Source organism: Kribbella sp. NPDC050459 (genome assembly GCF_040655315.1).
In the GTDB taxonomy this organism is placed as follows: domain Bacteria; phylum Actinomycetota; class Actinomycetes; order Propionibacteriales; family Kribbellaceae; genus Kribbella.
This window is the reverse complement of sequence record NZ_JBFAJQ010000002.1, coordinates 249,694-275,078: the sequence shown is the minus strand read 5'-3', so window position 1 is coordinate 275,078 and position 25,385 is coordinate 249,694. Positions and strand designations below refer to the sequence as shown.

22 protein-coding genes are annotated in these 25,385 nt (G+C 69.2%); 9 read left to right on the top strand and 13 right to left on the bottom strand.

What is annotated here, in order from left to right; all coding sequences use genetic code 11:
• Window positions 1–120 precede the first annotated feature (120 nt).
• Together AB0I12_RS07140 and AB0I12_RS07135 are read left to right on the top strand one after the other, a co-directional pair.
• Entirely contained in the window at window positions 121–3,339 is a 3,219-nt protein-coding gene (locus AB0I12_RS07140) for an ATP-dependent DNA helicase (protein ID WP_359925793.1), read from the top strand.
• On the top strand, window positions 3,339–6,569 hold the full coding sequence (locus tag AB0I12_RS07135; protein ID WP_359925791.1) for an ATP-dependent DNA helicase: 3,231 nt from the start codon (window positions 3,339–3,341) through the stop codon (window positions 6,567–6,569). Before AB0I12_RS07140 ends, AB0I12_RS07135 begins: the two co-directional genes overlap by 1 nt.
• Window positions 6,570–6,782: 213 nt before the next feature.
• Here AB0I12_RS07135 and AB0I12_RS07130 read toward each other — a convergent pair whose 3' ends face one another.
• From AB0I12_RS07130 to AB0I12_RS07115, 4 genes are read right to left on the bottom strand one after another with little or no spacing between them, the layout of a single operon-like run.
• Complete coding sequence (locus AB0I12_RS07130) at window positions 6,783–7,439, bottom strand: Uma2 family endonuclease (protein ID WP_359925788.1); 657 nt, start codon at window positions 7,437–7,439, stop codon at window positions 6,783–6,785.
• A gap of 10 nt (window positions 7,440–7,449) precedes the next feature.
• The gene (locus AB0I12_RS07125) at window positions 7,450–7,953 is read right to left on the bottom strand and encodes a Uma2 family endonuclease (RefSeq protein WP_359925785.1); all 504 of its coding nucleotides are present in this window, start codon (window positions 7,951–7,953) and stop codon (window positions 7,450–7,452) included.
• 58 nt (window positions 7,954–8,011) lie between these two features.
• Window positions 8,012–9,709, bottom strand: coding sequence for an IucA/IucC family siderophore biosynthesis protein (locus tag AB0I12_RS07120; protein ID WP_359925782.1), 1,698 nt, complete (start codon window positions 9,707–9,709; stop codon window positions 8,012–8,014).
• Entirely contained in the window at window positions 9,709–10,296 is a 588-nt protein-coding gene (locus AB0I12_RS07115) for a GNAT family N-acetyltransferase (RefSeq protein WP_359925779.1), read from the bottom strand. The genes AB0I12_RS07120 and AB0I12_RS07115 overlap by 1 nt, the downstream gene beginning before the upstream one ends.
• 138 nt (window positions 10,297–10,434) lie before the next feature.
• Here AB0I12_RS07115 and AB0I12_RS07110 point away from each other — a divergent pair, with 138 nt between their 5' ends.
• Window positions 10,435–11,109, top strand: coding sequence for a GPP34 family phosphoprotein (locus AB0I12_RS07110; RefSeq protein ID WP_359925776.1), 675 nt, complete (start codon window positions 10,435–10,437; stop codon window positions 11,107–11,109).
• Here the strand turns inward: AB0I12_RS07110 and AB0I12_RS07105 are convergent.
• The 3 genes from AB0I12_RS07105 to AB0I12_RS07095 are packed head-to-tail and all read right to left on the bottom strand — an operon-like array spanning window position 11,092 to window position 14,598.
• Window positions 11,092–12,657, bottom strand: coding sequence for an AMP-binding protein (locus AB0I12_RS07105; protein WP_359925773.1), 1,566 nt, complete (start codon window positions 12,655–12,657; stop codon window positions 11,092–11,094). The two genes, AB0I12_RS07110 and AB0I12_RS07105, sit on opposite strands and share 18 nt — an antisense overlap.
• Window positions 12,658–12,667: 10 nt before the next feature.
• Entirely contained in the window at window positions 12,668–13,792 is a 1,125-nt protein-coding gene (locus AB0I12_RS07100) for a DUF5938 domain-containing protein (RefSeq protein ID WP_359925770.1), read from the bottom strand.
• On the bottom strand, window positions 13,792–14,598 hold the full coding sequence (locus AB0I12_RS07095; protein ID WP_359925768.1) for an SDR family oxidoreductase: 807 nt from the start codon (window positions 14,596–14,598) through the stop codon (window positions 13,792–13,794). Before AB0I12_RS07095 ends, AB0I12_RS07100 begins: the two co-directional genes overlap by 1 nt.
• A 159-nt stretch (window positions 14,599–14,757) precedes the next feature.
• Between AB0I12_RS07095 and AB0I12_RS07090 the strand changes: the two genes are divergently transcribed.
• The gene (locus AB0I12_RS07090) at window positions 14,758–15,393 is read left to right on the top strand and encodes a TetR/AcrR family transcriptional regulator (RefSeq protein WP_359925765.1); all 636 of its coding nucleotides are present in this window, start codon (window positions 14,758–14,760) and stop codon (window positions 15,391–15,393) included.
• A 9-nt stretch (window positions 15,394–15,402) separates the two neighbouring features.
• Here AB0I12_RS07090 and AB0I12_RS07085 read toward each other — a convergent pair whose 3' ends face one another.
• Together AB0I12_RS07085 and deoD are read right to left on the bottom strand one after the other, a co-directional pair.
• Window positions 15,403–15,807 (bottom strand): hypothetical protein, encoded by a 405-nt coding sequence (locus AB0I12_RS07085; protein WP_359925764.1) that lies wholly within the window; start codon window positions 15,805–15,807, stop codon window positions 15,403–15,405.
• A 149-nt stretch (window positions 15,808–15,956) separates the two neighbouring features.
• Window positions 15,957–16,670, bottom strand: a complete 714-nt coding sequence (gene deoD, locus AB0I12_RS07080) for a purine-nucleoside phosphorylase (RefSeq protein WP_359925762.1) — start codon at window positions 16,668–16,670, stop codon at window positions 15,957–15,959.
• A 39-nt stretch (window positions 16,671–16,709) separates the two neighbouring features.
• On the opposite strand from deoD, the gene nudC reads away from it, so the two are divergent.
• A complete protein-coding gene (gene nudC, locus AB0I12_RS07075; protein WP_359925759.1) occupies window positions 16,710–17,633 on the top strand; it encodes an NAD(+) diphosphatase in 924 nt (307 codons plus the stop codon).
• On the opposite strand, the gene AB0I12_RS07070 is transcribed toward nudC, so the two are convergent.
• The gene (locus AB0I12_RS07070; RefSeq protein WP_359925756.1) at window positions 17,634–20,003 is read right to left on the bottom strand and encodes a hypothetical protein; all 2,370 of its coding nucleotides are present in this window, start codon (window positions 20,001–20,003) and stop codon (window positions 17,634–17,636) included. It abuts the gene before it with no gap.
• 90 nt (window positions 20,004–20,093) lie between these two features.
• Window positions 20,094–20,333: a mycoredoxin gene (locus tag AB0I12_RS07065; protein ID WP_355700203.1), complete on the bottom strand. Its 240-nt coding sequence runs from the start codon at window positions 20,331–20,333 to the stop codon at window positions 20,094–20,096.
• A 100-nt stretch (window positions 20,334–20,433) separates the two neighbouring features.
• On the opposite strand from AB0I12_RS07065, the gene AB0I12_RS07060 reads away from it, so the two are divergent.
• A complete protein-coding gene (locus AB0I12_RS07060; RefSeq protein ID WP_359925753.1) occupies window positions 20,434–22,551 on the top strand; it encodes an ATP-dependent DNA helicase UvrD2 in 2,118 nt (705 codons plus the stop codon).
• Here AB0I12_RS07060 and AB0I12_RS07055 read toward each other — a convergent pair whose 3' ends face one another.
• On the bottom strand, window positions 22,552–23,508 hold the full coding sequence (locus tag AB0I12_RS07055; RefSeq protein WP_359925750.1) for a YihY/virulence factor BrkB family protein: 957 nt from the start codon (window positions 23,506–23,508) through the stop codon (window positions 22,552–22,554).
• Window positions 23,509–23,896: 388 nt separating this feature from the next.
• Here AB0I12_RS07055 and AB0I12_RS07050 point away from each other — a divergent pair, with 388 nt between their 5' ends.
• From AB0I12_RS07050 to AB0I12_RS07040, 3 genes are all read left to right on the top strand, one after another.
• Window positions 23,897–24,094 (top strand): hypothetical protein, encoded by a 198-nt coding sequence (locus AB0I12_RS07050; RefSeq protein ID WP_359925748.1) that lies wholly within the window; start codon window positions 23,897–23,899, stop codon window positions 24,092–24,094.
• A 148-nt stretch (window positions 24,095–24,242) separates the two neighbouring features.
• Window positions 24,243–24,530 (top strand): WhiB family transcriptional regulator, encoded by a 288-nt coding sequence (locus AB0I12_RS07045; protein WP_131285495.1) that lies wholly within the window; start codon window positions 24,243–24,245, stop codon window positions 24,528–24,530.
• Window positions 24,531–24,561: 31 nt separating this feature from the next.
• Window positions 24,562–24,780 (top strand): hypothetical protein, encoded by a 219-nt coding sequence (locus AB0I12_RS07040; protein WP_359925745.1) that lies wholly within the window; start codon window positions 24,562–24,564, stop codon window positions 24,778–24,780.
• Window positions 24,781–24,846: 66 nt separating this feature from the next.
• On the opposite strand, the gene AB0I12_RS07035 is transcribed toward AB0I12_RS07040, so the two are convergent.
• Window positions 24,847–25,374 (bottom strand): NUDIX hydrolase, encoded by a 528-nt coding sequence (locus AB0I12_RS07035; RefSeq protein ID WP_359925742.1) that lies wholly within the window; start codon window positions 25,372–25,374, stop codon window positions 24,847–24,849.
• Window positions 25,375–25,385 lie beyond the last annotated feature (11 nt).

Below are 25,385 nucleotides of genomic sequence, written 5' to 3'. Positions count from 1 at the left end.
TGCACGGGAACTGCGGAAAGTTATCGGCCGGCTACGCGGTTCTGTCCGCTTTCCGGCTATCCGGTCGGCGGCCGGGGAGCCTCGTCGCGGACTGTCGGTGCCGTCTGTTGAGATGTGTCGGTGGTCAGCAGACAGGGATCCCGGTACCGGTTGGTCCGGGAGGAGCGCCGGAGCGCGGAAGCGCCTGTTCTCGACGCCGACCAGCAAGCCGTCGTGCAGCACCCGGGCGGCCCGCTGCTGGTGCTCGCGGGGCCTGGCACCGGCAAGACCACGACGTTGGTGGAGGCCGTCGTCGACCGGGTCCGCAACCGCGGCCTGAGTCCCGACGAGGTGCTCGTGCTGACGTTCGGCCGGAAGGCCGCGACCGAGCTCCGCGATCGCATCACCGGGCGGCTCGGGCGGACGACGCGGGTGATGCCGTCGATGACGTTCCATTCCTTCTGCTACGCGTTGCTGCGCCGGTTCACGCCGGCCGACGCGTTCGACGTACCGCTGCGGTTGCCGTCCGGCCCGGAGCAGGCGCTGCGGTTGAGCGAGGCGTTGTCGGGCAGCCGTGACGTCGGCGCGGTGCACTGGCCGGGCAGTCTGCATCCGGCGTTGAAGACGCGCGGGTTCACCGACGAGGTGCAGGCCGTGATCGGCAAGGCGCGCCAGTTGGGGCTCGACCCGGAGGACCTGTCCGCGATCGGGCGGTCGGCCGAGCGGGCCGAGTGGGTCGCGGTCGGCGACTTCTTCCAGGAGTACCTGCAGATCCTCGACGCCGAGCAGGTGCTGGACTACTCCGAGCTGATCCATCGCGCGGTGATCCTCGCGCAGCAGCCGCAGGTGCAGGCGAAGCTGCGGGCGGAGTTCAAAGCGGTGTTCGTGGACGAGTACCAGGACACCGATCCCGGTCAGACGAAGCTGTTGCAGGCGATCGCGGGTGATGGTCGCGACCTGGTCGTCGTGGGCGACCCGGACCAGTCGATCTACACGTTCCGCGGCGCGGACGTGCGTGGGCTGCTGCGGTTCACCGACGAGTTCCGCACCCGCGACGGCGCGGAGGCCGCGCAGATCGCGCTGGGGACGACGCGGCGCTTCGGCACCACGTTGCAGCGCGTGTCGCGCAACGTCGTCAACCGGCTCGGTGTGCCGGGATCGCTGGACCGTGACACGTTCGAGCGCTTCCGCAACCCCGACGCGTCCGCGTGTGTGTACGGCCCGGGCAAGGTCGAGGCGAACCTGTACTCGACCAGCGGCGCCGAGCTGGAGCACATCGCCGATCTGCTCCGCCGGGCGCACGTCCAGGACGGCATCGGGTGGAACGAGATGGCCGTGCTCGTGCGCTCCGGCAGCAGGTCGATCCCGCCGTTGCGGCGGGCGTTGTCCGCGGCCGGCATCCCGGTGGACGTCGCGGGCGACGAGCTGCCGTTCTCGCGCGAGCCCGCCGTCCGGCCGATGCTGCTGGCGCTGCGGGCGGTGGCCGACCCGGAGACCCTGACCGTCGATGTTGTCCGGGCGTTGGCGCTGTCGCCGTTGGGTGCGATGGACGCGGGGCAGCTGCGGCGGCTGGCGCGGGTGCTGCGCCGGCGGGACCGCGACGCGGCGGGCGGGCAGCGGTTGCCGCGGTCGTCGGACGAGCTGTTGCGCGAGGCGATGCTGAACCCGCTGCTGCTTGACCAGGAGGCATCACCGGCCGAGGCGCGGTTCGCGGCGCTCGGCGAGCGGTTGCTCAAGGCAAGGAACATCGTGACCGCGGGTGCGGCGCCGGACGAGGTGATGTGGTCGCTGTGGTCGGAGTCGCCGTGGCTGCGACGGCTGCGCGGCCAGGCCTCGTCGGGCGGCGAGCTCGCGCGCACCGCGAACCGGGACCTCGACTCGCTGTGCGCGCTGTTCGACGCGGCCGGCCGGGCCGAGGAGCAGGTCGGGTTCAAGGGCGTGTCGGCGTTCCTGTCCGAGCTGGAGTCGCTGGACATCGCGGCGGACAACCGGTTCGACGGGACGTACCGTGAGGCCGGCGTCCAGCTGATGACGGCGCACCGGTCGAAGGGGCTGCAATGGCGGCTCGTCGTGGTCGCCTCCGTCCAGGAAGGGCAGTGGCCGGACCTGCGGCGCCGCGGCTCGTTGCTGGAACCGGACCGGTTGGGGCCCGACGGGTTGATCGACCCGTTGTCGGCGGGCGCGTTGCTCGCCGAGGAGAGACGGTTGTTCTACGTCGCGATCACCCGGGCCCGCGAGCGGTTGATCGTGACCGCCGTACAGGCACCTGAGGCCGACGGCGACCAGCCCTCCCGATTCATTGCCGAGCTCGACATTCCTTGGAAGCTGGTCGCGGGGCGCCCGCGGCGGCCGTTGTCGTTGCCGGGGCTGGTGGCGGATCTGCGTTGCGTGCTGGCGGATCCGGCGTCGTCGCCGGCGTTGAAGCGGGCGGCGGCGGACCGGCTGGCGTTGCTGGCCTCGGCTGTCGACGACCGGGATCAGGCCTTGGTGCCGACGGCCGATCCGTCGCGCTGGTGGGGCGTGCGGGAGCGCACCGAGTCGGCGCGGCCGATCGCGGATCCCGCCGAGCCGGTTCCGCTGTCGGGAAGTGCGCTGACGACGATCGTGGACTGTCCGCTGCGCTGGTTCCTGACCCGGCGGGCCGGTGGGGAGACACCGAGTACGTCGGCGCTCGGTTTCGGCTCGGTGCTGCACGCGCTGGCCGACGCGGTAGCGACGGGAACGCTGCCGCCGTCGGTCGACGAGCTGAACGGCTGGCTCGACAAGGTCTGGACCCAGCTCGAGTTCGAGTCCGCCTGGATCTCGGACCGGGAGCGCGGTGAGGCGGAGCAGGCGTTGCGGCGGTTCGTCGCGTGGCACCAAGGCCGTCCGGACCGGACGCTGGTCGGGACCGAAGTGGAATTCGACGTCCTGCTGCCCGACGCGGAGCACCCGGCGGTGCGGGTGAAGGGCCGGATGGACCGTGTCGAGAAGGACCCCGAAGGCATGGTCCGGGTGGTCGACCTGAAGACCGGGCGGAACATCCCGACCAAGCCGGCGCTCGAGCGGCATGTGCAGCTGGCCATCTACCAGCGGGCGATCAACGCGCGGCAGCTGAAGAAGCTCGGCGAGGACGCGGTCGCCGGCGGCGCCGAGCTCGTGCAGCTGCGGCACGACGACAACGGCGGCTTCCCGAAGGTCCAGCACCAGGGCCCGCTGGAGACCGACGAGGACGGCCGGACCTGGCTCGACGAGGCCGTCGACGACGCCGAGACGATGATCCGCTCGGAGGATTTCGTGGCCAAACGCAACGACGGCTGCAGCCGCTGCGAGGCGCGCGCCCTCTGCCCCATCCAGCCCGAAGGCCGGGAGATCGTCTGATGCAGACACTTCGCACGACGGCTGACCTGTGCGATCTGCTGGGGATTCCGTTCTCCGATCAGCAGCTGGCGGCGATCACCGCGCCCTTGGCGCCGGGGGTGATCGTCGCGGGTGCCGGGTCGGGGAAGACGACCGCGATGGCGGCGCGGGTGGTGTGGCTGATCTGCACGGGGCAGGTGAAGCCGGAGGAAGTGCTCGGGCTGACGTTCACCAAGAAGGCGGCCAACGAGCTCGACGTCCGGATCCGTGAGGACCTGACGAAGGCCGGTGTCCTCGGATCGACGCTGCCGAGAGACCAGCACCCGATCCTCGCGGCGCACCTGCGCAGCAACATCCCCAACTGGGAGCCGGAGGAGCCGGGCGAGCCCGTCGTCTCGACGTACCACGCGTTCGCCGGCACGTTGATCGCGGAGCACGGGCTCCGGCTCGGCCTCGAGCCGGACTCGCGGGTGCTCGCCGACGCCACCAGGTTCCAGCTGGCCGGCCGGGTCGTACGGCGGTCCGCCGGGCCGATCCGGTTCGCGTCGCACCACGTGCCGACGCTCGTCAACAGCCTGCTCGCGCTGGACGGCGAGCTCGCCGACCACCTGCTCCGCCCGGACGACATCCGCGACCATGACGACGCCGTACGACAGGAGGTCGCCGCGGCGCGCAAGCAGACCGTGGAGGTCCGCAAGCTCGCCGAGACTGCCCTGAAGCGCGGGGAGATCCTGCAGCTCGTCGAGGAGTACCAGGCGTACAAGGGGGAGCGCGGCGTCGTCGACTTCGCCGACCAGATGGCGCTCGGCGCGCGGCTCGCGGAGGAGTGTCCCGAGGTCGCCGCGGTCGAGCGCGCGCGGTACAAGGTCGTCCTGCTCGACGAGTACCAGGACACGTCGGTGTCGCAGCGCCGGATGCTCACGGCGCTGTTCGCAGGGCCGGACGCCGGGCACGGCCGGGGCCATCCGGTCACCGCGGTCGGCGACCCGTGCCAGGCGATCTACGGCTGGCGCGGCGCCTCCGTGGCGAACCTGGACGAATTCCCCGAGCATTTCCCGCAGGCGGACGGCTCACCGGCGCAGCGGTACGTTCTGAGCGTGAACCGGCGCTGCGGCAGCCGGATCCTCGCCGCCGCGAACCAGCACGCCGCCGAGCTGTACGAACAGCACCCCGGCGTCATCCCGCTCGAGGCGCCGCCGGACGCTCCCGAAGGCGCGATCACCGTCGGGCTGTTCGAGACGCGCTCGCAGGAGATCGAGTGGGTCGCCGACGCGATCGTCGCCGCGCACCGCACCCGGAACCGCCGCTGGAAGGACATCGGCATCCTGATGCGGACCAACGTCGACCTCAGCGCCGTCCACGAGGCCCTGATTGCGCGCAAGGTCCCGGTCGAGGTCGTCGGCCTCGGCGGTCTGCTCGCGCTTCCCGAGGTCGTCGACGTCGTCGCGACGCTGCAGGCCGTCAACGACCTGACGGCGAACGCGGCGATGCTCCGCATCCTCACGGGCCCGCGGTACCGGATCGGTCACCGCGACCTCGCGCTGCTCGCCAACCGCGCCCGCGGACTCGCGGACGCGGGGGAGCGGCCGGCCGCCGACGACCTGGTCGCTGCGCTCGACGCGGCCGTGGCCGGAATGGACTCGACCGAGGTCATCGCGCTCGCCGAGGCGGTCGACGACCCGGGACCGCTGCCGTACGCGGCGGAGGCCCTGACCCGCTTCAAGGAGCTGTCGGTCGAGCTCCGCGAGTTGCGCGCCCACGCGGGTGAACCGCTGCTCGACCTGGTCCGACGGGTGATCAGCACGATCGGCCTTGACGTCGAGCTGACTGCGACACCCGACCACGTCGACGCCGGACGCCGTGATCACCTGGCCGCGTTCCTCGATGCCGTGGGCAACTTCGTGTCGACCGAGTCGGACGGCTCGCTCGACGGTCTGCTGGCGTACCTGGCGGCCGAGGAGGAGTACGCGGCCGGTCTCGACCTCGCCGTACCGAGCGAGGCGGACTCGGTGAAGCTGCTCACCACGCATCGCTCGAAGGGCCTGGAGTGGCCGGTCGTGTTCGTGCCGACCCTGGTGTCGAAGGTGTTCCCCTCGGACCGCGGCCGGGACAAGTGGACGACGAACGCGAAGGTCCTGCCGTGGCCGCTGCGCGGCGACGCCGACACCCTCCCGGACATCCACGACCTGACGAACGCCGGGCTGAAGGCGTTCGCCGACGAGTGCAAGGACGTGAACGCGCTCGAAGAGCGGCGGCTCGGGTATGTCGCGTTCACCCGCGCGAAGGAGCTGCTGGTGGCGACCGGTCACTGGTGGGGTCCGACGCAGAAACGCCCGCGCGGCCCGTCGGCGTACCTCGACACCCTGAAGAAGCACGCCGGGGAGCGGGTGATCGCCTGGGCGGACCAGCCCGAGCTCACCGCGGAGAACCCGGAGCTCGCCGAGCAGACGCAGGCGCCCTGGCCGACGGCGTACGACCTGGAGTCGTACCAGCGGCGGCTCGACGCGGCGGCGCTCGTGCAGCAGGCGCGCGCTGAAGGACCGTCCGCCGCGGCGGAGGAGTCGCTGCTGCTCGACGAGCAGGCGACGGTCGCGCGCTGGGACTCCGAGCTCGAGCGATTGTTGTCCGAGGCAAGGGAAAGCCGGAGCCGGAAGGCGTACGACGTGACGCTGCCGGCCGCGCTGTCCGCGACCCAGGTGATGCGGCTGGCGAAGGACCCGGACGGCCTGGCCGCCGACCTGGCCCGGCCGATGCCGCGCAAACCGAACCGGGCCGCGCGCTTCGGCACGCGGTTCCACGCCTGGGTGGAGAGCTACTTCGGGCAGCAGCTACTGCTCGACCCCGACGACCTCCCCGGCGCCGCGGACGAGGACATCGTCGACGACACCGACCTCACCGACCTGATGGACGCCTTCCGCGACGGCCCGTTCGGCGACACCACGCCGTACGAGATCGAGGCCCCGTTCGCCCTGGCCCTCGACGGCCGGGTGATCCGCGGCCGCATCGACGCCGTCTACCAGGTCGTCCGCACTGACGGCTCCCGCGGCTACGACGTCATCGACTGGAAAACCACCCGCGGCGAAACCGCCGACCCCCTGCAGTTGGCCATCTACCGAGTCGCCTGGTCCGAACTCATGAACATCCCCCTCGACCACGTCACCGCAGCCTTCTACTACGTCCGCACCGGCGACATCATCCGCCCCGAAAACCTCCCCACCAAACCCCAACTCACCCAACTCCTCGACGGCTGATCACCTGGTAAGGGGTGAGGGATGAGGGTCTCAGTGGACGATGTCGGCGGGGACGATGCGGACCGGGAACGGCAGCTCCCTCGTCCGGTGCAGCGTCGAGATCAGCAAGCGTGAATTCACCAGGTTCGACAGGGCACATGCCCCGAGCCTGCACCGGACAGGCCCAGGTACGGGAGGGCAGACAAGCATCTGCCCCGGGTTGCCCCGCTGGTGCTAGATGACGAGGTCGGCGGGGACGATACGAACCGGGAACGGCAGCTCGGCCTCGAACGCGTCCTTGCCGGTGACAACTGCCCGCTCGACATAGGCGTCGCCTTCGAGTTCGAGCACGGTCAGTTCTTCTTCGGCCGGGTCGAAGATCCAGTACGACGTCACGCCGGCCTGCTCGTACAGGCGTCGCTTGAGGACCCGGTCCGCCAGGCTGGTTGACTGGGACAGTACCTCGACCGCCAGTAGCAGCGGCTGCTCGATCGTCTTGCGTCCGACATCTTTCCGGTGGCAGACGAGCACGTCGGGCTGTACCGATCTCGTCGGCGTCGGCCGGTAGTCCGTCGGTGCAACCAGCACTTTCAGGTCGCCTGGGCAGCGATGCCGAAGAACATAGGTGAGTTCGACGACCGCTGTCTGATGGACCGTCAACGGCGCGGGCGTCACCAGCAGCATCCCGTCGACCACCTCGTAGCGGTTCCCGTCGTCGGGAAGCGTTTCGAGATCGGCCAGCGTGAAGTGTCCCGGCTCAAGTGTTTCCACGTACCCCATGGTGGTGCCTCCTTCTCGATCACACAACCAGCATGGCGGCAGTTGACAGGTGGTTGATGCCATTTCTCTGATCTGCCCCTGGATGCCCTTGGATGCCCCGGTTTTTGGCACGGATCGTGGGTCATCTGATGAGGGCGGACGGGCAGAGGGTGATCGGGAACGGGGTTGTGGTGTGAAAGGTTTCCTCGGACTGGATGACCGCCTGGCAGGTGTAGCCGGTGGGGGTCAGGTCGAGGATGGTTAGTTCTTGGGTGGTGGGGTCGAGGAGCCAGTACGACGGGATGCGGTGTTGCTCGTAGATGGTGCGTTTGAGGACTACGTCGGTGGTGCGGGTGGTGGGGGAGAGGACCTCGACGGCCAGGACGGGTGGGGCTGTGAGGAGGTGGGGGCCGGCGTCGGTGCGGTGGCAGATCAGGAGGTCAGGGCGGAGAGTCGTGTTGAGGTTGGGGCGGTAGTCGAGGGAGTTGACCGCGACCAGCAGACCGGGTGGGCAGGCGTGCTTCAGTAGCACCAGGAGTGCGACGACGGCGGCGTGATGGGCCGGGGGCTGTGGGCCGGTGATCAGCAGGCGGCCGTCCAGCACCTCGTATCGCCGGGCGTCGTGCGGAGCGGAGACTGTGGTCACCCCATGAGCTTGCCCGATCTCGCCGTACCGCCGCGGGAGTTATCCACAAGCACCCTGGTCAGTCAGTTACTACCGTGACCAGCGGGTTGTCCAAGGTCCCGGCGAACTGCAAGGACCCGGCGACGTCAGTCAGGTCGACCATCTGCTGGTTGTTGCGCAGCTGCAGCCGGTTCAAGCAGGACAGCGCGAACAACGGCGCGAAGATGTCGTACTTCGCGAACGCGTCGGCGAGCTCCGGCGTCGCCGCCTGGTAGTCACGGATCGACGACGCCACCACCGACCAGAACTCGGCCGGCGTCAGCAGGCCTTCGCGGTCGAGCAGCGGTGACAGGAACCGGAAGATGCAGTCGAACACGTCGGTGAAGATCGACAGCAGCTTCTCGTCGTCCGGTACGTCGGCCCGCACCCGCTCCGCCTCGGCCGGTACCGGTGTCGACGGACTCAGGACGGCGATCTCCTCGGCGATGTCCTTCATGATCACCCGGATCGGAATCGCGTCCCGCAGCACCAGGATCAGGTTCTCGCCGTGCGGCATGAACACGAGCTCGTACGCGTAGAAGCTGTGCAGCAACGGGATCAGATACGCGTCGAGGTACGCGCGCAACCAGTCCGCCGGCGCCAGCCCGGACGCCCGGACCAGGGCCGCGGCCAGCGATGCTCCGTGCCGGTCGACGTGCAGCAGCGACGCCATCGTCGCGAGCCGTTCGCCGGGCTCCAGCGACGGCACCGGGCTCTCCCGCCACAGCGCCGACAGCATCTTCCGGTACGGCGAGGTCTTGTCCGTCGCGTTCTCGTAGTACCGGTTGTGGTACCCGACCGCGGCGATCTCCCGCAGGACGGTGAACCCGTGCCGCTTGAAGACAAGGTCGTTCGAGACGACCGAATGCACCCAGTCGTTGATCGCCGGCGTCGCGGCCATGTACGACGGCGACAACCCGCGCATGAACCCCATGTTGAGCACCGACAAGGCCGTCTTCACATAGCACCGCGACGGCGCGGAACGGTTGAAGAACGTCCGGATCGACTGCTGCGGCTGATAAACATCGTCCGTCGAGCCGAGGTGGACGATGTGCCGCAAAGCAATGTCGGCGGCGAAGGTGATCGAGGTCTTGTTGTCCCACTGCCACGGATGCACCGGCAGGTACACGTACTCCGCCGGATCGGCGACCTCGGCGAACCGCGCCAGCGTCTCCTCGCCCAACTCGGACCGCATGAACGCGTCGAAGGCCAACGAGGAACTGCAGGAAACGGTGGTCCGGTCCCGCCGGGCCGCGATCCAGGTCAGCTGTACGCCCGCGCCGGTCTCGGGTGCGTACGCCAGGTAGTCCGTGAGGCCGAACCCGAGCCGTCCGTTGTTCGCCACGAAGCACGGATGCCCCTCGGTCATCGCGGCCTCGATCGTCTGGAAGTCCGCGGTGACCAGGTCCGTCGCCGTCAGATCGGGCTTCGACAGCTTGTATGCCGCCGAGGCCAGCGTGCTGCTGATCTCCTCCAGGTACACCGGCAGCATGTCGCGTCCGATCCCGAGCTGCTCGTGGAACTCCATGACGAACTCCAGCGCGTCGACCGTCAAACCGTCGTCACGTACCACGGCCGAGATGTCCCAGTGATTCAAGGGATAGCGCCGTGCCGTGAACCGGTACCGGCCGACCGCATACTCATTGCCGTCGGCAACAGGCTCGAGAATGCGCTCGTGGGTGAATTCCGACAACGCTTTCCGGACCAGCGCCTGGTTGACGGCCTCCCAGTGGTTCATCAGCCCGCCTCGTTCATCCGGTGCGCGTCGGCGTACTGGTCGCGGGTGCAGAAGCTCAGCCACGCCTGCTTGCCGGGCAGTGTCACGACGCTGTGCTTGCGGAACCCCATCCGCGCGTTCAGCGCCTGGATCTTCACGTTCCGTACGTCGGGCTCGACCACCACCCGGTCGACGAGCGGATCGCTGAACAGGCTGTCCATGATCGTCTCGAACACCGCCCCGGTGAACCCAGGGATCGGCGTCGCCGGGGGCCCGACCAGGACGTGCATGCCGATGTCGCCGGGCGCCGCGTCGTACACCTGGCCGACAGCGTCGTACGCCGGGGCGTAGCGCTCCATCAGGAACGCCGGCCGTCCGTCGTGCTCGCCGATGAACGCGTCGTGGTGCGGGCTCTCGGCGATCCTGAGGTACTCCGCGTGCACATCGGCGACCGACGCGGTCAGGAGTCCCCAGTACCGCGCGTACGGCTGGGTGACCCAGCTGTGCAGCGTGGTCACGTCCTCGGTGAGGTCGAACTGCCGGAGGCCGAGGGTGCCGAGGCCGGCGACGAAGCGCCGGTACGTCGGCTCGGGCAGTGCTCTGGTCATGGCGGAGCTGCTTTCAGGCTGGGCGGGCATGTTAGCTAAGGCTTACCTTAGTAGACCCTACCTGAGCCTCTGGACGGACCCCCGCGGTAGTCCGCGCGGTGGATGCGCCGGGCGGCCGGTGGTGCCTACGGTGGAGGCATGTTGATCGCGGAGGATCTGCTGCTGCTCCTGTACGACGACGAGACCGGCAAGCCGCTCACCGGGTCGCCCGGCCTGGACTACGCGCTGGCCGGTGCGGTGCTGATCGAGCTCACGCTGAGCCAGAAGCTCGACATCACCGTCGACGGCAAGGCCGGTCGCCTGCACGTGCTCGACGGTGCTCCGACCGGTGATCCGATCTTGGACGAGCGCCTGGCGTACGTCGTCAAGAGGCCCGGGAAGAAGCCGAAGGACCAGATCGGTGCGCTCTCGAAGCGCCTGCGCAACCAACTGCTGGCCCGGCTCGCCGAGCGGGGCGTGCTGGAGCAGGACCAGGGCAGGGTGCTCGGTGTGTTTCCGGTGACGCGCTGGCCCGCCAAGGACGCGCGGCAGGAGCAGGACGTGCGCGCGAAGCTCGAGAGCGTGCTGAAGGTCGGTACGACGCCGGACGAGCGAACGGCCGCGCTGATAGCTCTCCTCAGCGCGCTGAACGTCGTACCGAAGGTCGTCACGGACGCGGTGGACAAGAAGGCGCTGAAGAAGCGCGCGAAAGAGATCGCCGACTCGGACTGGGCGGCCGCCGCGGTCAAGAAGGCTGTGACCGAGATGCAGGCCGCCGTCACAACAGCCATCGTGATCGCGTCGTCGGCCGGTGCGTCAGCCGGTAGCAGCTAAGCGGGCCTTGATGTCCGGCTTGACCACCTTGCCGACCTTGGAGCGCGGCAGGTCGGGCCAGACGAGCACTTCCTTCGGCGCCTTCACGCTGCCGATGCGCGCCTTCGCGAACGCGATCAGCTCGGCGGCGTCCACCGAAGCGCCCGGCTGGAGCTGGACGACGGCCACGACCCGCTCGCCCCACTTCTCGTCGGGCTGACCGATCACCGCGCAGTCCTGGACGGCGGCGTGCGCCATCAGCGCCTGCTCCACCTCGGTGGAGTACACGTTGAAGCCGCCGGTGATGATCATGTCCTTGGCCCGGTCAACGATGTAGAGGTAGTTCTCCGCGTCCAGGTAGCCGATGTCGCCGGTGTGGTGCCAGCCGTACGCCGAAGCTGCTGCGGTCGCCTCGGCGTTGCGGTAGTACCCCTTCATCACCAGCGACCCGCGCACCACGATCTCGCCGCGCTCGCCGTGCGGGAGCAGTTCGCCGTCGGCTCCCATGATCGCCACGGTAACCAGCGGGGACGGCCGTCCCGCGGATGACAGCCGTCCCCGGGCGACGTTGCCGGCGGCATCGAAGTGCGCTGCCGGCGGCAACATCGAGATCATCATCGGCGCCTCGGTCTGCCCGAACAGCTGCGCCATCACCGGACCGATCCGCTGCAGTGCCTCCTCGAGCCGGGCGACCGACATCGGCGCCGCGCCGTACCAGAAGCACCGCAACGACGACAGGTCCGTGGAGTCGAGCTCCGGCGCCGCCAGCACCATGTAGATCAGCGTCGGCGGCAAGAACGTGTGCGTCACCCCGTGCCGCGGTATCAGCTCCAGGAACGCGTGTACGTCGGGAGCTCGCATGATCACGATCTCGCCGCCGCACGCGAGCACCGGGAAGCACAGCACGCCGGCCGCGTGCGTCAGTGGTGCCAGTGCCAGGTAGACCGGTCGCTCGCCGAACGGGTAGCCCATCAGCGTCAGCGCGGTCATCGTCTCCAGGTTGGCGTTGCCGAGCATCACCCCCTTCGGCCGGCCCGTCGTACCGCCGGTCCCGACGATCATCGCCAGGTCGTCCGGATCGGTCAGATCAGGTGCCGGCTGGGACGCGCCCCCGCAGAACGCGTCCCAGTCGACGGTCCTCCGGCCGGCGGGGTGGGGGGTGAGGCCGGAGGAGGGCTCCCCGTCGAGACACACGAACGTGTGCACCTTCGGCAAAGAGTCCCGAATGCGGTCCACCAGCGGCGCGAACGCCGACTGGTAGATCAGTACTTCACAGTCGAACTGGTCGAGCAGTTCCCGGTTCTCGGCCGCCTCGTTGCGTGGATTGATCGGGCACCAGACGGCACCCGCCCGGCTGATCCCGAACACGCAGCTGAACGCCACCGGGTCGTTCGCGGACAGGATCGCGACCTTGCCGCCGGGCCGTACGCCGGTCGCCGCCAGGGCACCCGCGATCCGGTACGACAGCTGCTGAACCTCGGCGTACGTCAGCGACTCGCCGTCCGTCGTCAGGCAGGCGGCGTCCGGCGCGAGCGATGCGCCCTTGTCCAGGTAGTCGACCAGCCGCACAGCAACTCCTCTAGTGCTGCACCGTCAGCTGCGGCTCGGACACCAGCCCGAAGCTCCGCAGTACGCCGAGCAGCTCGCGGTGACCGAAGGCCTGACAGCCACTGGCGAAACCGACCCGCTTCGGCGGCCTCTGCAGCAGCGAGTACGCCGCGTACGCCTGGAGCAGACCGGTCTGCTGGTAGTTGCTGTTGCCGTGGATGACACAGTGCGCCCGGCCGAGCGGCCCGGACGCGTGCACCGAGTCCAGCGTCTTGTTGACGCGCGGGTTCTCCCGCGGCGGCATCTCATTCATCACCTGGCGAGCGGTCTCCGTCAGTGCGGCGTTCCGCTCGTCCGGCGCCATGTCCTTGGTGGCTTCCAGTGCCGCGGCGACGATCTGCGGGACCCCGTTCATCAGCGCCGCGTTGAACACACCGCCCTGCGCCTTGCAGTTCGCCACCCGTGGATCGCGCTTGAACCACACCGGATGCGACATGCCGCCCCACGGCAGCGACAGGGCGAGCTCGTGCTGGCCGGGAACCACCAGGGGCACCAGACCCTGCTCCGGGAACTCGACGTACTGGTTGCCCTCCAAGTAGTGCGCCTTCGACGTCGCAGCGTTCACCAGGATCGTGCGGGTCGAAGCGATGGTCGGGCTGCCGCCCCAGAACACCGCGATGTCCAGGGAGTCCAGCCCGGGCTGCTCGAGACAGAGCTGCGCGGCGATCTCGCTGGTCGTGTACATCTGCGCGATGCCCGGAGCCAGCACCAGACCGGCCTCGGCGAACCGCGGACCGTACGTCTCGTCGCACGTGATCAGCCAGTCCTGCTCGCCGGTCGTGTCGGTGTAGTGCGCACCCGCAGCGAGTGCGGCTTCCACCGCCACCGGACCGAGCTCGCTGAACGGACCTACCGTGTTGAGGACGACGGACGCACCGGTGAACAGCTCGGTGAGCGCAGCAACGTCATGGTCGACCGCGGCGATCTCGTAGTCGGCTGTCTCGATACCGGGAACATGCGAGTCCATCGAGGCCTTGAGCTTCGTCTCGTCACGGCCGGCGGCCACGAAGGGCACGTGATACTGCCGCAGGTACTCGCAGACGAGCCGCCCGGTGTAGCCGGACGCGCCGTACACGACAACGGGTTTCGTGGTCATCACATCCCCATTCCGCCGTCGACCGGCAGGCCGATACCGGTGATGAAGCGGGACTCCTCGGACGCGAGGAAGACGACCGCGTCGGCCATGTCCGAGACCTCGCCGAGCCGGCCGGCCGGGGTCAGCCCGACCACCGCGGCGACCGCGGCCTCGGGCGACTCGAACAGTCCGAGCTGCGCGACGTCGTTCGCCAGGCCGGCGCCCATCGCGGTCGGGACCAGGCCCGGGTAGATGCAGTTGACGCGGACGCCGTACCCGAGCTTGCCGGACTCCATCGCGGCGACCCGGGTCAGCCGGTCGACGGCGGACTTGGTCGCGGAGTAGACCGCGATGCCGGGGAAGGCGATGGTGGCGGCGACCGATGCGACGTTGATGATCGCGCCGCCCTGACCGGCCAGGCCGTCCGGGCGCATCGTCCGCAGGCCCCACTTGATGCCGAGCGTGGTGCCGAGCACGTTGACCTCGAGCATCTTGCGGATCTGGTCGGCGGTCACCTCGGTGAGCAGGCTGGTGATCTCGATGCCTGCGTTGTTCACCAGGATGTCGAGGCCGCCGAGGATGTCGTTGGCGGCGACCACCGCGTTCTCCCAGTCGCCGTCGTCGGTGATGTCGTGGGCGACGAACCCGAAGCCCCCGCCGTACTGCTGGTCGAGCGCGTCGGCGACCGCTTCGCCGGCGTCCTTCTGGATATCGCTGATCACGACCTTGGCGCCGGCCGCGGCGAGGGCTTTCGCCATCCCCTCGCCGAGTCCCTGCGCGCCGCCGGTGACCAGGGCCTTGCGGCCGGAGAGATCGAGTGAACCCATCTGAAGCTCCTTCTGCTCGCACGGGCTGTTTCACACTCTGACCAGTCCTTTGACACTCGTCAAGACTTTGTTTGACACTTGTCAAGAAATCTCCCCGCCGCGGGACGCGCCTGGCCCGGGGCGGGGTACTCTGACGCATCGGCCCCGATTCGAGAGTGGGTGAGTGCTGTGGCGTCCGCGGCTGAGGAGCGGCCTGCCCGCGTCTCCGGGATCGACAAGATCGAGCGCCGCCGGATCGCGCTGGCCGAGTCCGCGCTGAAGACCCTCGGCGAGCTCGGGTACGCGCGCACCAGCCTGCGGGAGATCGCGAACAACTCCGAGTTCACGCACGGCGTCGTGCACTACTACTTCCGCGACAAGATCGATCTGATCAGCTACTGCGTGCGCTACTACAAGACCAAGTGCTCCCGGCGGTACGACGAGGTGGTCGAGACCGCGACGTCGGGGGAGGACCTCGTCACCGGGTTCCTGGGCAAGATGACCCAGACGCTGGTCGAGGAGACCCCGATGCACAAGCTCTGGTACGACCTGCGGGCGCAGAGCATGTTCGAGGAGCAGCTCCGGCCGGACGTCGAGGCGATCGACCAGCTGCTGGAACAGATGATCTGGCGGATCCTGAGTCGGTACGCCGATCTCACCGGCACGGCAGCGGCCGTGGACGCGCCGACGGCGTACGCCTTGATCGACGGCCTGTTCGAGCAGGCCGTCGTCGGCTACGCCGCCAACCCGGAGAAGGTCCCGGACCTGCTGACCGGCCGGCTGCTGCAGGTCCTGCCCAAGCTGGTCGCGGCGTAGCCCGACGGGTTACTCGGCTCCGCAGTTCGCCTTGCAGAGCTTGTCGGTGAGGGTGAGGATCGCGCCCGGCGCCTCGGACTCGGCCTCGGTGGAGAACTCGACGTTCCAGTTGCCGGCCGTCGTCGCGGCGGTCGTCTTGCCCTGCTGCTGCTTCAGCCAGTCGACGACCTGAGCGCGCGGGTTCACGTGCGCCAGCTCGAGAGCCTGCGGTGCGAATTCGGCCAGCTTCGTCGTCGCCTCCGCGGGCGACCCGGACGCTTGCAGCGACACCACGGGCGGACGCCGGTGGTTGCCGATGAGAACCTGCACCGAGGTGTTGCCCTGGCTGCACGTCTCGTACGCCTCGTCGGTGCTGCACGTGTAGCCCTTCGCGCCCAGCGCAGCCACGACCTGGGCGGCCGTCAGGTCCGGCAACGTCTCCTCAGGTCCTGAGGGCGTGTTGCTGGTCGCTGTCGTGCCTGAAGCGCTCGGGCTGCCGGCCTGCTCCGGCTTGTCGCCGGAGCACGCCGACGTCCCGATCAGGAGCGCGGCGCAGAGCAGTGCGGCCGCGCCGTACCGCGGGTTCAGACCGGCACCTCGATCGCCGCGTCGAGCGCGATCGTGATCATCTCGGAGAACGTCGTCTGGCGCTCCTCCGCGGACGTCACCTCGTGCGTGATCAGGTGGTCCGACACCGTCATGATGCCGAGCGCGCGGCGGCCGAACTTCGCGGCCAGCGTGTACAGCGCCGCGGCCTCCATCTCGATGCCGAGCACGCCGTACTCCGCGGTCCGCGAGACCAGGTCCGGACGGTCGTTGTAGAACAGGTCGCCGGAGAACACCTGGCCGACGTGCACGTTCAGCCCGGCCGCCTCGGCCGCGTCCACCGCCGCGCGGAGCAGTTGGTAGTCGGCCGTCGGGGCGTAGTCGATGCCGTGGAAGCGCAGCCGGTTCATCTGCGAGTCGGTGCTCGCGGACATCGCCACGATCACGTCGCGGACCCGGACCGCCTCGGTGAGCGCGCCGCAGGTGCCGACCCGGATCAGCGTCTGGACGTCGTACTCATCGAACAGCTCGTTGGCGTAGATCGAGGCGGACGCCTGGCCCATGCCGGAGCCCTGCACGGAGATGCGCTCACCCTTGTAGGTGCCGGTGAACCCGAACATGTTGCGGATCTCGGTGTAGCAGATCACGTCGGACAGGTAGGTCTCCGCGATCCACTTGGCCCGCAGCGGGTCCCCCGGGAACAGCACCCGCGGTGCGATCTGCCCCTTCTCGGCGGCGATGTGAATACTCATGCCGGGATGCTCTCATGCGGGCGGGATATGTTGAGGTACGTGGCCTACTCCATCGCACCTGGTTCGCTAGCCCTGTCCCGGCCCGTGCTCGACCGCGCCGGCGACCGTCGCCGTGACGACGACTGGCTGGAGAAGGCGTGGGCCTCGCCGGAGACGCAGGTGGTCGTGGTCGCCGGCGACCAGATCCAGGTGGTCGACGACCGCTCCACGCTGCGCTTCGTGCCGCCGTCCGAGGCGCCCGAGGGCACCCGCATCTTCCTCGGGATCGACCGCGAGTCCGGCGCCGGGATGACCGCCGAGGGCCGCGCGGTCTTCGGCGTCCTGGCCGAGGGTGAGGCCGACGAGTCGTACGGCGGTCTGCGCGAGCTGGGCGCCGTCCTGGACGACCGCGAGGCGGGAATCGCCGTCCACTTGATCGGCCTGTCCAACTGGCACGGCGTCCACACGCACTGTGCGAACTGCGGTGAACACACCGAGGTGGTGGAGGCCGGCCACGTCCGGCACTGCCCGGTCTGCGGCCGCAGCCACTTCCCGCGCAGCGACCCGGCGATCATCGTGCTCGTCACCGACGACCAGGACCGCGCGCTGCTCGGCCGCAACGAGGCCTGGCCCGCCGGCCGGTACTCGACGCTGGCCGGTTTCGTGGAGCCCGGCGAGTCCCTGGAGGCCACCGTCCGCCGGGAGGTGCTCGAGGAGACCGGCGTGATCGTCGGGCCGGAGATCGAGTACGCCGGCAGCCAGCCGTGGCCGCTGCCCGCCAGCCTGATGCTCGGGTTCTACGCCAAGGCGACCGGTTTCGACATCGAGGTGGACGGCGACGAGATCGCCGAGGCGAAGTGGTTCACCCGGGAGGACCTCCGCGCGCTGGTCGAAGCCGGCACGATGGCCCTCCCGGGAGCGATCTCGATCTCCCGCCGCCTGATCGAAGGCTGGTACGGCGACAGCCTCACCGGGAGCTGGTGATCACCGGCCCACGTCGGAGCGGGCGGCAGCGGTCACGATGAGCGTGCCTTCCCAGCGCTCGATGGAACCGTTGGCCTGGAGCTCTCGCACCTTCTGACCCACCGCGCTGACGTAGGCGCTGTGGCTCGGCCAGTCGGCCTCGGCGTCCGGCAGCACGTCGGTCAGCGTGCAGCCGTACGTCAGGAAGCGGTTCTGGACGTGGCTGTCGATGTTGCCGGTCCAGACCGTCGGCCGGACGTCGGACTGCGGACAGGGGTCGACCGGTGGCGTGTACGAGGCCAGGTTGGTCGGGTTGATGTAGCCGTCCGGCCGCAGCAGCGTGTAGTAGGTGCCGTCCGGCGTCTGGGTGAGCCGGTTGAGGCCCCGGTTGCGCAGGACGGTCGTGTCGCCGCTCAGGATGTCCAGCACGAACAGCCGGCCGCCGGTCACGCCATACAGGTAGCCGTCGCGCCAGGACAGCGCACCGTCCTGTGAGCCGGTGAATCCGCTGAACACAGGCAGCAGGCGCTTCACGTCACCGGTCGACGGATCGATGACGAACACGATCCCGTCGGCCAGACCCCAGATGTTTCCGTCCGGTCCGGTGACGAGCTCGTTGATGCTGGCCGCTCCTGACACCGGGACGATGTCGGTGAGCACCTGTCCCGTCGACGGGTTCACCTTCACCAAGTGCGCCTCGGTGGCCCGCGGCTCGGTGCCCTGACCGCCCTCGATGCTGGAGCCGACCCAGACGTCAGCGCCTGCCGGTACGACGGAGGAGATCGTCTGGTCGGTCACCAGGTTGCGGTAGACCGTGTGGCTGCCGGTCGGTACGTCGTACACGGTCAGCGCGCCGCCGTACTCGCCGTACGCCGGGGTGGTGCCGACGTACACGCGGTTGCCCGCCGGGACCACCGCGACCGGCCTGTTCTGGTGGTCGCTGTCGACCAGGCTGAACAGTTCCTTCGGGTTGGTCGGGCTGTCCGGCTGCCTCGGGTCCCAGAGCGAGAGCCGGCCGTACGGGTAGATGCCGACGTACATCTTGCCGTTGCCGTCCCAGGCCCAGCCCTCCACTTGGCCCTGCCGCGTGGTGACCGTCGACTTGCCGGTCGCCGGGTCGTACACGGCGGTGGAGCCGTTCAGGTAGACGTTGACGAACACCTTGCCCGTGCTGGGGTCGGCCAGCTCGTGCATCAGCGGCGACGGTACGTACTGGAACGGCGAGCTCCATTGCACGAGCGTCCCGTCCGCCGGGTTGTAGCGGAACGTGCCGCCGGAGTAGTTACCGGCCAGGCCGTACAGCACCGGTACGCCGTTCTCGGTCACCCAGCCGTAGCCGATGGACGCGCCACGGGTCAGTGTGCGCGGCGGCGAGACCGGACCGACCGTGTTGGTATTCAAGTCGTAGTGCGTGAGCGACAGGGTGTTGTTGGTGAAGTAGACGCCACCCGGCCCGGCGGCGGAGACACCGCGGGCGGCGATCGGGTAGTCCATCACGAGCTGACCGGTGGTGGCGTCGGTGTACTTGACCTGCTCACCGGTGACCGCGTCCACCACGACCAGCCGGCTGCTGGCGTTCGCGAACACCTTGCCGCCGGCGTAGTCCAGGTCGATGAAGTCCTTCGCGGTCGTGCCCGGGGGAGTGATGTCCTCGACCACTTTGGTGTCCGGGTCGATGCGGAGCAGCCGGGCGTTCGGGGTGGAGACGCCGACGAACAACTTGTTGTGGTCGGGGTCGTAGACCGTGGACCGGGCGTACTGCTGCACCGGGTCGAGCGAGCCGTAGTCCGTGACCTGTCCCGTCGTCGTGTCGTACTTGAACGCGTGGGCGTTCGGGTACGTCCCGGCGTACACGTTGCCGGCCGGGTCGGACGTCAGGCCGTAGATCTGGGACTGACCGGGGATGGGCTGACCCAGGTCGGTCACCTCGCCGGTGGCGGGGCTGTAGCGGTACAGGTGCGCGTTGGCGTACGTACCGAGGTAGACGTCGCCGTTGGGCGTCACGACGATCGCCCAGCCGCCCGCCGCGCCCTGCAACGGCACGGTCCGGATCAGCTCGCGGGTGTGCAGGTCGACCACGTTCAAACGAGCGTTTTCACCTGCTGGTACGGCGTACACGACGTCGCGCCCGTCAGGGGTGCGGCCGATCGCGCCTTCCATGATCGTCAGCGAACTGACCGGTGAGCCGAGGTCCTTGACGACATCGGCACTGGGCGCGAACGGCTTCGTCGGCGTGCCGAGCGGCCAGTTCTCCGACGGGAACGGGTGCGGCAGGTCCGGGGGCGCGTCGCCCGGCGGGGCTGCCGCCGCGTGCAGGCCGCTCGTGGCGAGCAGGCCGAGCACGGCGGCGAGCGTGATCAGGGCATGGCGGAATGAACGGCGCGAGAACATGGGCGGACTCCCTGCGACGGCGTTCATCGCAAGGTATAACGGCCATGACCGTAAAGTCCATAACTCAGGCGATATGACCTGAGTCGGGTGTCAGGCGACGAGCTTGTCCGCGACCTGGGCGAGCGACGGGTTGGTCATCGCGGTGCCGTCCGGGAAGACCACCGTCGGGACCGTCTGGTTCCCGTTGTTGATCTTCTCGACGATCTCGGCCGCGCCCGGCACCTGCTCGATGTCGATCTCGGTGAACTCGATGCCGGCTCGCTTGAGCTGGCCCTTGAGCCGGTGGCAGTAGCCGCACCAAGGCGTGGAGTACATCGTGAATGCCGACATCGGCGGACTCCTTGTGGAGTGGGAGGGGATTATGTCGGGCGCGCCGTCTAGGGTTGCCCTCGACGTATCCGAACCATGTTGCAGGTGGTGCTGTTCCCGCATGACCCAGCCCGTGAGCGACTTCACACGACCCGGCTCCGCCGATGACCTCCTCGAGGCCCTCGATCCGGAGCAGCGGGCGGTCGCGACCTCGTTGCACGGGGCTGTCGCGGTGCTGGCCGGCGCGGGCACCGGGAAGACCCGGGCCATCACCCACCGGATCGCGTACGGCGTGCGCACCGGCACCTTCGACCCGGTCCGGGTGCTCGCGGTGACGTTCACCCAGCGGGCCGCCGGGGAGATGCGCGGCCGGCTCGCGCAGCTCGGCGTCCAGGGCGTGCAGGCCCGCACGTTCCACTCCGCCGCGCTCCGCCAGGCCCGCTTCTTCTGGCCGAAGGTGTATGGCGGGGAGCTGCCGCCGATCGCGGACCGCAAGTTCCCGCTGCTGACCGAGGCCGCGTCCCGCTGCCGGGTCCGGGTGGACACGCCCGCGCTGCGCGACCTGGCCGGTGAGGTGGAGTGGGCCAAGGTGAGCAACGTCCGCCCGGACGACTACGCCCGGCTGGCGCCCCGGTCGGCGCGGGCGCTGGCGGCCTTCGACCCGCCGACGATCGCCCGCATCTTCGCGGCGTACGAGGACGTCAAGCTGGAGCGCGGCCGGATCGACCTGGAGGACGTGCTGCTCTGTACGGTCGCGCTGCTGGCCGAGGACGAGCGGGTCGCGGCCGAGATCCGGCGGCAGTACCGCACGTTCGTCGTGGACGAGTACCAGGACGTCTCGCCGCTGCAGCAGAGTCTGCTCGACCTCTGGCTGGGCGGCCGTGAGGATGTCTGCGTGGTCGGGGACCCGGCGCAGACCATCTACTCGTGGGCCGGCGCCGACCCGGAGAACCTGGTGCGCTTCGCGGCCCGGCACCCGTCGGCGACCGTGATCAAGCTGGTCCGCGACTACCGCTCGACACCGCAGATCGTCGACGTGGCGAACAAGATCCTGGATGCGGCCGGACCGACCGGGCTGCCCGGTCGGGTCACGCTGCGGTCGCAGAAGGAGGCCGGCCCGGTTCCGGTCTACCGGGAGTACTCCGACGAGGTCGCGGAGGCGGACGCCGTGGCGCGCGCCGTCGTCCGGCTGCGGGACGAGGGTGTGCCGCTGCGGGACATCGCCGTCCTGTTCCGGACCAACGCCCAGTCGGAGAACTTCGAGCAGGCGCTGGCCGAGCGGAAGATCCCGACCGTGCTGAAGGGCGCGGAGCGGTTCTTCGAGCGCGCGGAGATCCGCCAGGCCGCTGTCCTGCTGCGGGGGCAGGTCAAGGCCGGCGAAGGCTCGGACGACCTGGTCACCACCGTGACCGGAGTGCTGGCCGGGGCGGGATGGACGCAGGAGCCGCCGACCGGGACCGGCGCCGTGCGGGACCGGTGGGAATCGCTGAGCGCGCTGGTGACGATGACGAGCGACTTCGCGGCCGAGCATCCCGAGGCCCGGCTGCCAGAGCTGATGGCCGAGCTGGACCGGCGGGCGACGATCCAGCACGCGCCGCTGGCAGAGGGCGTCACGCTGGCGACGCTGCACGCGGCGAAGGGTCTGGAGTGGGACTGCGTCTTCATCGTCGGAGCCCATGAGGGCACGCTGCCGATCAGCTACGCCCAGACGCCGGCCCAGGTAGAGGAGGAGCGGCGGCTGTTCTACGTCGGGGTGACCCGGGCCAAGCAGCAGCTGTTCATCAGCTGGTCCACCTCCCGCTCGCCGGGCGGCCGCGGCACCCGGGGGCCGACGCGCTTCCTGGACCCGATCGGCGTCCGTACGGCGCGGACCGAGTGGACCCCGTCGGCGTCCGTCGGCTACGAGCGCCCATCGGGCGAGTCCCGCTCGGGCCGCCCGATCCCGAAGTGCCGGGTCTGCGGGCGCGGCCTGCTGGACCCGGGCGCCCGCAAGCTCGGCCGCTGCGAGGACTGCCCGTCCACGATCGACCAGAAGCTGTACGACGCGCTGGTCGAGTGGCGCACCGAGCAGGCGGAGACCGAGAAGATGCCCGCGTTCGTGATCCTCACCGACGCGACCCTGACCGCGATCGCCGAGACCCGGCCGGGCGACGCCCAGGCCCTCCGCCAGATCCCCGGCATCGGCCACACCAAGCTGTCCAAGTACGGCGAGAAGATCCTCAACCTCTGCACCCGGTAGTCAGTCCTTGGCCGGGACCGAGTCCGCCTTCACGGCCCCGCGCGCACCGAGGGGTCGCGGTTCGCCGGTGGTGCTGTCGCGGATCGTCTGCTGCTCCGACTCTGCGTTGATCTCCGCACCGAGCAAGATGGCGTACGCGGTGAGCCAGAGCCACATCAGCAGGACGACCACCGCCGCCAGACTGCCGTAGGTCTTCGCGTAGCTCCCGAACGTTTCGACGTACACCGAGAAACCGATCGAGGCGAGCAGCCAGATGACGGTGGCGACGCCGGCGCCGACCGAGACCCAGCGGACCTGCGGCGCTTCCCGGTTCGGGGCGATCCGGTAGATGACTGCCAGCGCGATGCTGATCAGGGCCAGGGCGAGCACCAGCCGGAGCGCCACGAGCGCGTAGCGCACCGGGGCCGGTACGTCGTTCCCGATCGCGGCCCCGACCGAGAACAGCGCGGCGGCGAGCAGGACGAAGACGATCGCACCCAGCGTCAGGCCGAGGGCCAGCGCCTTCCGGCGGACGAATCCCCGCGACTCGTCCTCGTCGTACGCGAGGTTGACGGCGGTGATCAGGTAGCCGATGCCGCTCGACGCGCTCCACAGCGCGAGGAGGACGGCGATCGCGACACCGATGCCGAGGCTGCGCTGCGGGGCGGAGGTGAGCGAGTCGATCTGCTGCAGGAGCAGATCGCGGCCCGAGGCCGGCATCGCTTTCGCCAGGTCCTCGGCCTGGTTCCGGATCTGCGCCGGATCCGCGACCAGCCCGTAGGCGAGGACGGCCGCGATGATCGCCGGGAACACGGACAGGAACCCGAAGAAGGCGACACCGGCGGCCAGCAACGGCACCTGGTCGGCCTTGGCCTCGGCCCACGCCCGCCGCAGGATCTGCCACCACCCGCGGGCCGGGATCTCGCGTGGCCTGCCTGCCTCGCCGCCCGGAACTCCCACTGCTCTCTCGTTCGTCATCGCCGGCCTCCTCACCCCCAGGTCGCGTCCCTGCGGTACCCCGCCCGGCGGGGCTAAATGTGCTTGCCGGGAAGGCGATCGCGGCGCATGCTGGAGGACGTGCCGCATTCTGCTCCTGGCAGACGTGGCAGTTAGGTGACAGAGGCAACGATCTCGGAGCGTGCGGACGGCGCCCCGGAGCGTGCCGGAAGCAGGGTTCGGCAGCCAGATCCGGCCGCCGGAGCGGCAACTTCCGGCCAACTTCGCGAACTGGCGATAAATAGTTTGCAGGCTCCGGCGCGGACGGCGTACTGTTCTTTCTGCGGTCGAAGCCTGGCCGAAAACTTCAAACCACCATAGCGATCGAGCTAACCGCCCGCTTCGCCACAACGAGAGGAGGTGCCCTGGAATGAACATCAACACGGTCAAGAAGCCGTTCAGCGACGCTGCCGCGCTGCCGTGCGCCCCGATTCAGGGTGCCTCGCCGCGCCTGCACGTCGCGACCGTTGTGCTCATGGCTTCCGGCGCTGCCCAGTTCAAGGGCGGAGCTGTCGGCGATGTGAAGCACGGCGGTTCGGGTTCTCGAGCATGGAGTCCACCGGTCTGACAAGCGTCAGAGCCGGCACCTCCAAGGCCGCGGAACCCGATAGGGTCCCGCGGCCCTTTTGTTTGTCAACACAGTTTTGGTGGCTGCCAACCGGTAGCCGTCACGGACGACAAGAGATCAGCACCAAAGTCACTGGGAGGTGACCGGAATGAGCGTTAGCTTCCTCGATGTCTTCACCGAGGTCGCAACGTCGCAGGACCTGCCCTGTCGGTCCTACGCGCCAGAACTCTTCTTCGCCGAATCGCCGGCGGACGTCGAGTACGCAAAGTCGCTGTGCACCACCTGCCCGCTGAAGGCCGAGTGCCTGGCCGGAGCGCTCGAGCGTTCCGAGCCGTGGGGAGTGTGGGGCGGCGAGCTGTTCGTCCAGGGAGTGGTGGTTCCGCGCAAGCGGCCCCGTGGGCGTCCCCGCAAGAGTGACACCGTAACCGCAGCCTGACGACCTCAACCCATCCGAATCGAGTCCGAACGTGACCACTCAGACTTTTACCAGGAGCACCGAAATGCATTTACTTCATGAAGATCTCGCCCGTGCTCATTGTCGTACTTTGCTGAACGACGCCGAGCAGAACCGGCGCTTCCGCCTCGCTCACCAGATCGAGAAGGCGCAGAAGCAGGCCGAGCGGGCCGGCCGGCGAGCCGAGAGGGCCAGCGCACGCGCGCGCCTCGCACTCGCCCGCCTGGTCTGATCCACCACAAGCACAGCCTGACCAGCTGAATCACTGAGGGGCGGCACCCACCGGGGGTGCCGCCCCTCAGCCACGTTCGGACAGCAGCAGCTGCTGGAGCCCGACCAGCGTGATGCCGCTGACGATCTCGTGCCGGGCGATCATCGCCGGGACGTCGGCCAGCGGGATCCACTCGATCCGGTCGGACTCGTTCAGCTCGGTCGGCGGTCCGGCGTACCGCACACCCGTCGTCCGGAAGACGAAGTGCCGGGAGTCGGTGATCCCGGCGGCGGGCTCGGAGCGGATCAGCTCGGTCAGCCCGTCCGCCCGCCAGCCGGTCTCCTCCTCGAGCTCCCGCGCCGCGGCGGCCTCCGGAGTCTCACCAGGCTCGATGATCCCCATCGGGATCTCCCACGCCCAGGTATCGGTCAGGAACCGGTGCCGCCACATCAGCAGCACACAGCCGTCCCGGGTGACGACCGCGGCGGCGATGTCCTTCAACCGGACCGCGTGGTAGTCGAACCGGCGCCCGTCGGGCTGCTCCACGTCCAGCCGCCGCACACTCAGCCACGGATTGGACCAAGCCTCTTCCTCACCGTGGATCACCCAGCGCATGCTGAGGAGCA

Bases quoted from the DNA above. Each gene is read 5' to 3' on its own strand.
- deoD (WP_359925762.1), bottom strand. From the start codon at position 16,670: ATGAGTATTCACATCGCCGCCGAGAAGGGGCAGATCGCACCGCGGGTG.
- AB0I12_RS07110 (WP_359925776.1), top strand. From the start codon at position 10,435: ATGTTGATCGCGGAGGATCTGCTGCTGCTCCTGTACGACGACGAGACC.
- AB0I12_RS07055 (WP_359925750.1), bottom strand. From the start codon at position 23,508: ATGACGAACGAGAGAGCAGTGGGAGTTCCGGGCGGCGAGGCAGGCAGG.
- AB0I12_RS07135 (WP_359925791.1), top strand. From the start codon at position 3,339: ATGCAGACACTTCGCACGACGGCTGACCTGTGCGATCTGCTGGGGATT.
- AB0I12_RS07035 (WP_359925742.1), bottom strand. From the start codon at position 25,374: ATGCGCTGGGTGATCCACGGTGAGGAAGAGGCTTGGTCCAATCCGTGG.
- AB0I12_RS07045 (WP_131285495.1), top strand. From the start codon at position 24,243: ATGAGCGTTAGCTTCCTCGATGTCTTCACCGAGGTCGCAACGTCGCAG.
- AB0I12_RS07050 (WP_359925748.1), top strand. From the start codon at position 23,897: ATGAACATCAACACGGTCAAGAAGCCGTTCAGCGACGCTGCCGCGCTG.
- AB0I12_RS07120 (WP_359925782.1), bottom strand. From the start codon at position 9,709: ATGAACCACTGGGAGGCCGTCAACCAGGCGCTGGTCCGGAAAGCGTTG.
- AB0I12_RS07070 (WP_359925756.1), bottom strand. From the start codon at position 20,003: ATGTTCTCGCGCCGTTCATTCCGCCATGCCCTGATCACGCTCGCCGCC.
- AB0I12_RS07095 (WP_359925768.1), bottom strand. From the start codon at position 14,598: ATGGGTTCACTCGATCTCTCCGGCCGCAAGGCCCTGGTCACCGGCGGC.
- AB0I12_RS07065 (WP_355700203.1), bottom strand. From the start codon at position 20,333: ATGTCGGCATTCACGATGTACTCCACGCCTTGGTGCGGCTACTGCCAC.
- AB0I12_RS07060 (WP_359925753.1), top strand. From the start codon at position 20,434: ATGACCCAGCCCGTGAGCGACTTCACACGACCCGGCTCCGCCGATGAC.
- AB0I12_RS07100 (WP_359925770.1), bottom strand. From the start codon at position 13,792: ATGACCACGAAACCCGTTGTCGTGTACGGCGCGTCCGGCTACACCGGG.
- AB0I12_RS07115 (WP_359925779.1), bottom strand. From the start codon at position 10,296: ATGACCAGAGCACTGCCCGAGCCGACGTACCGGCGCTTCGTCGCCGGC.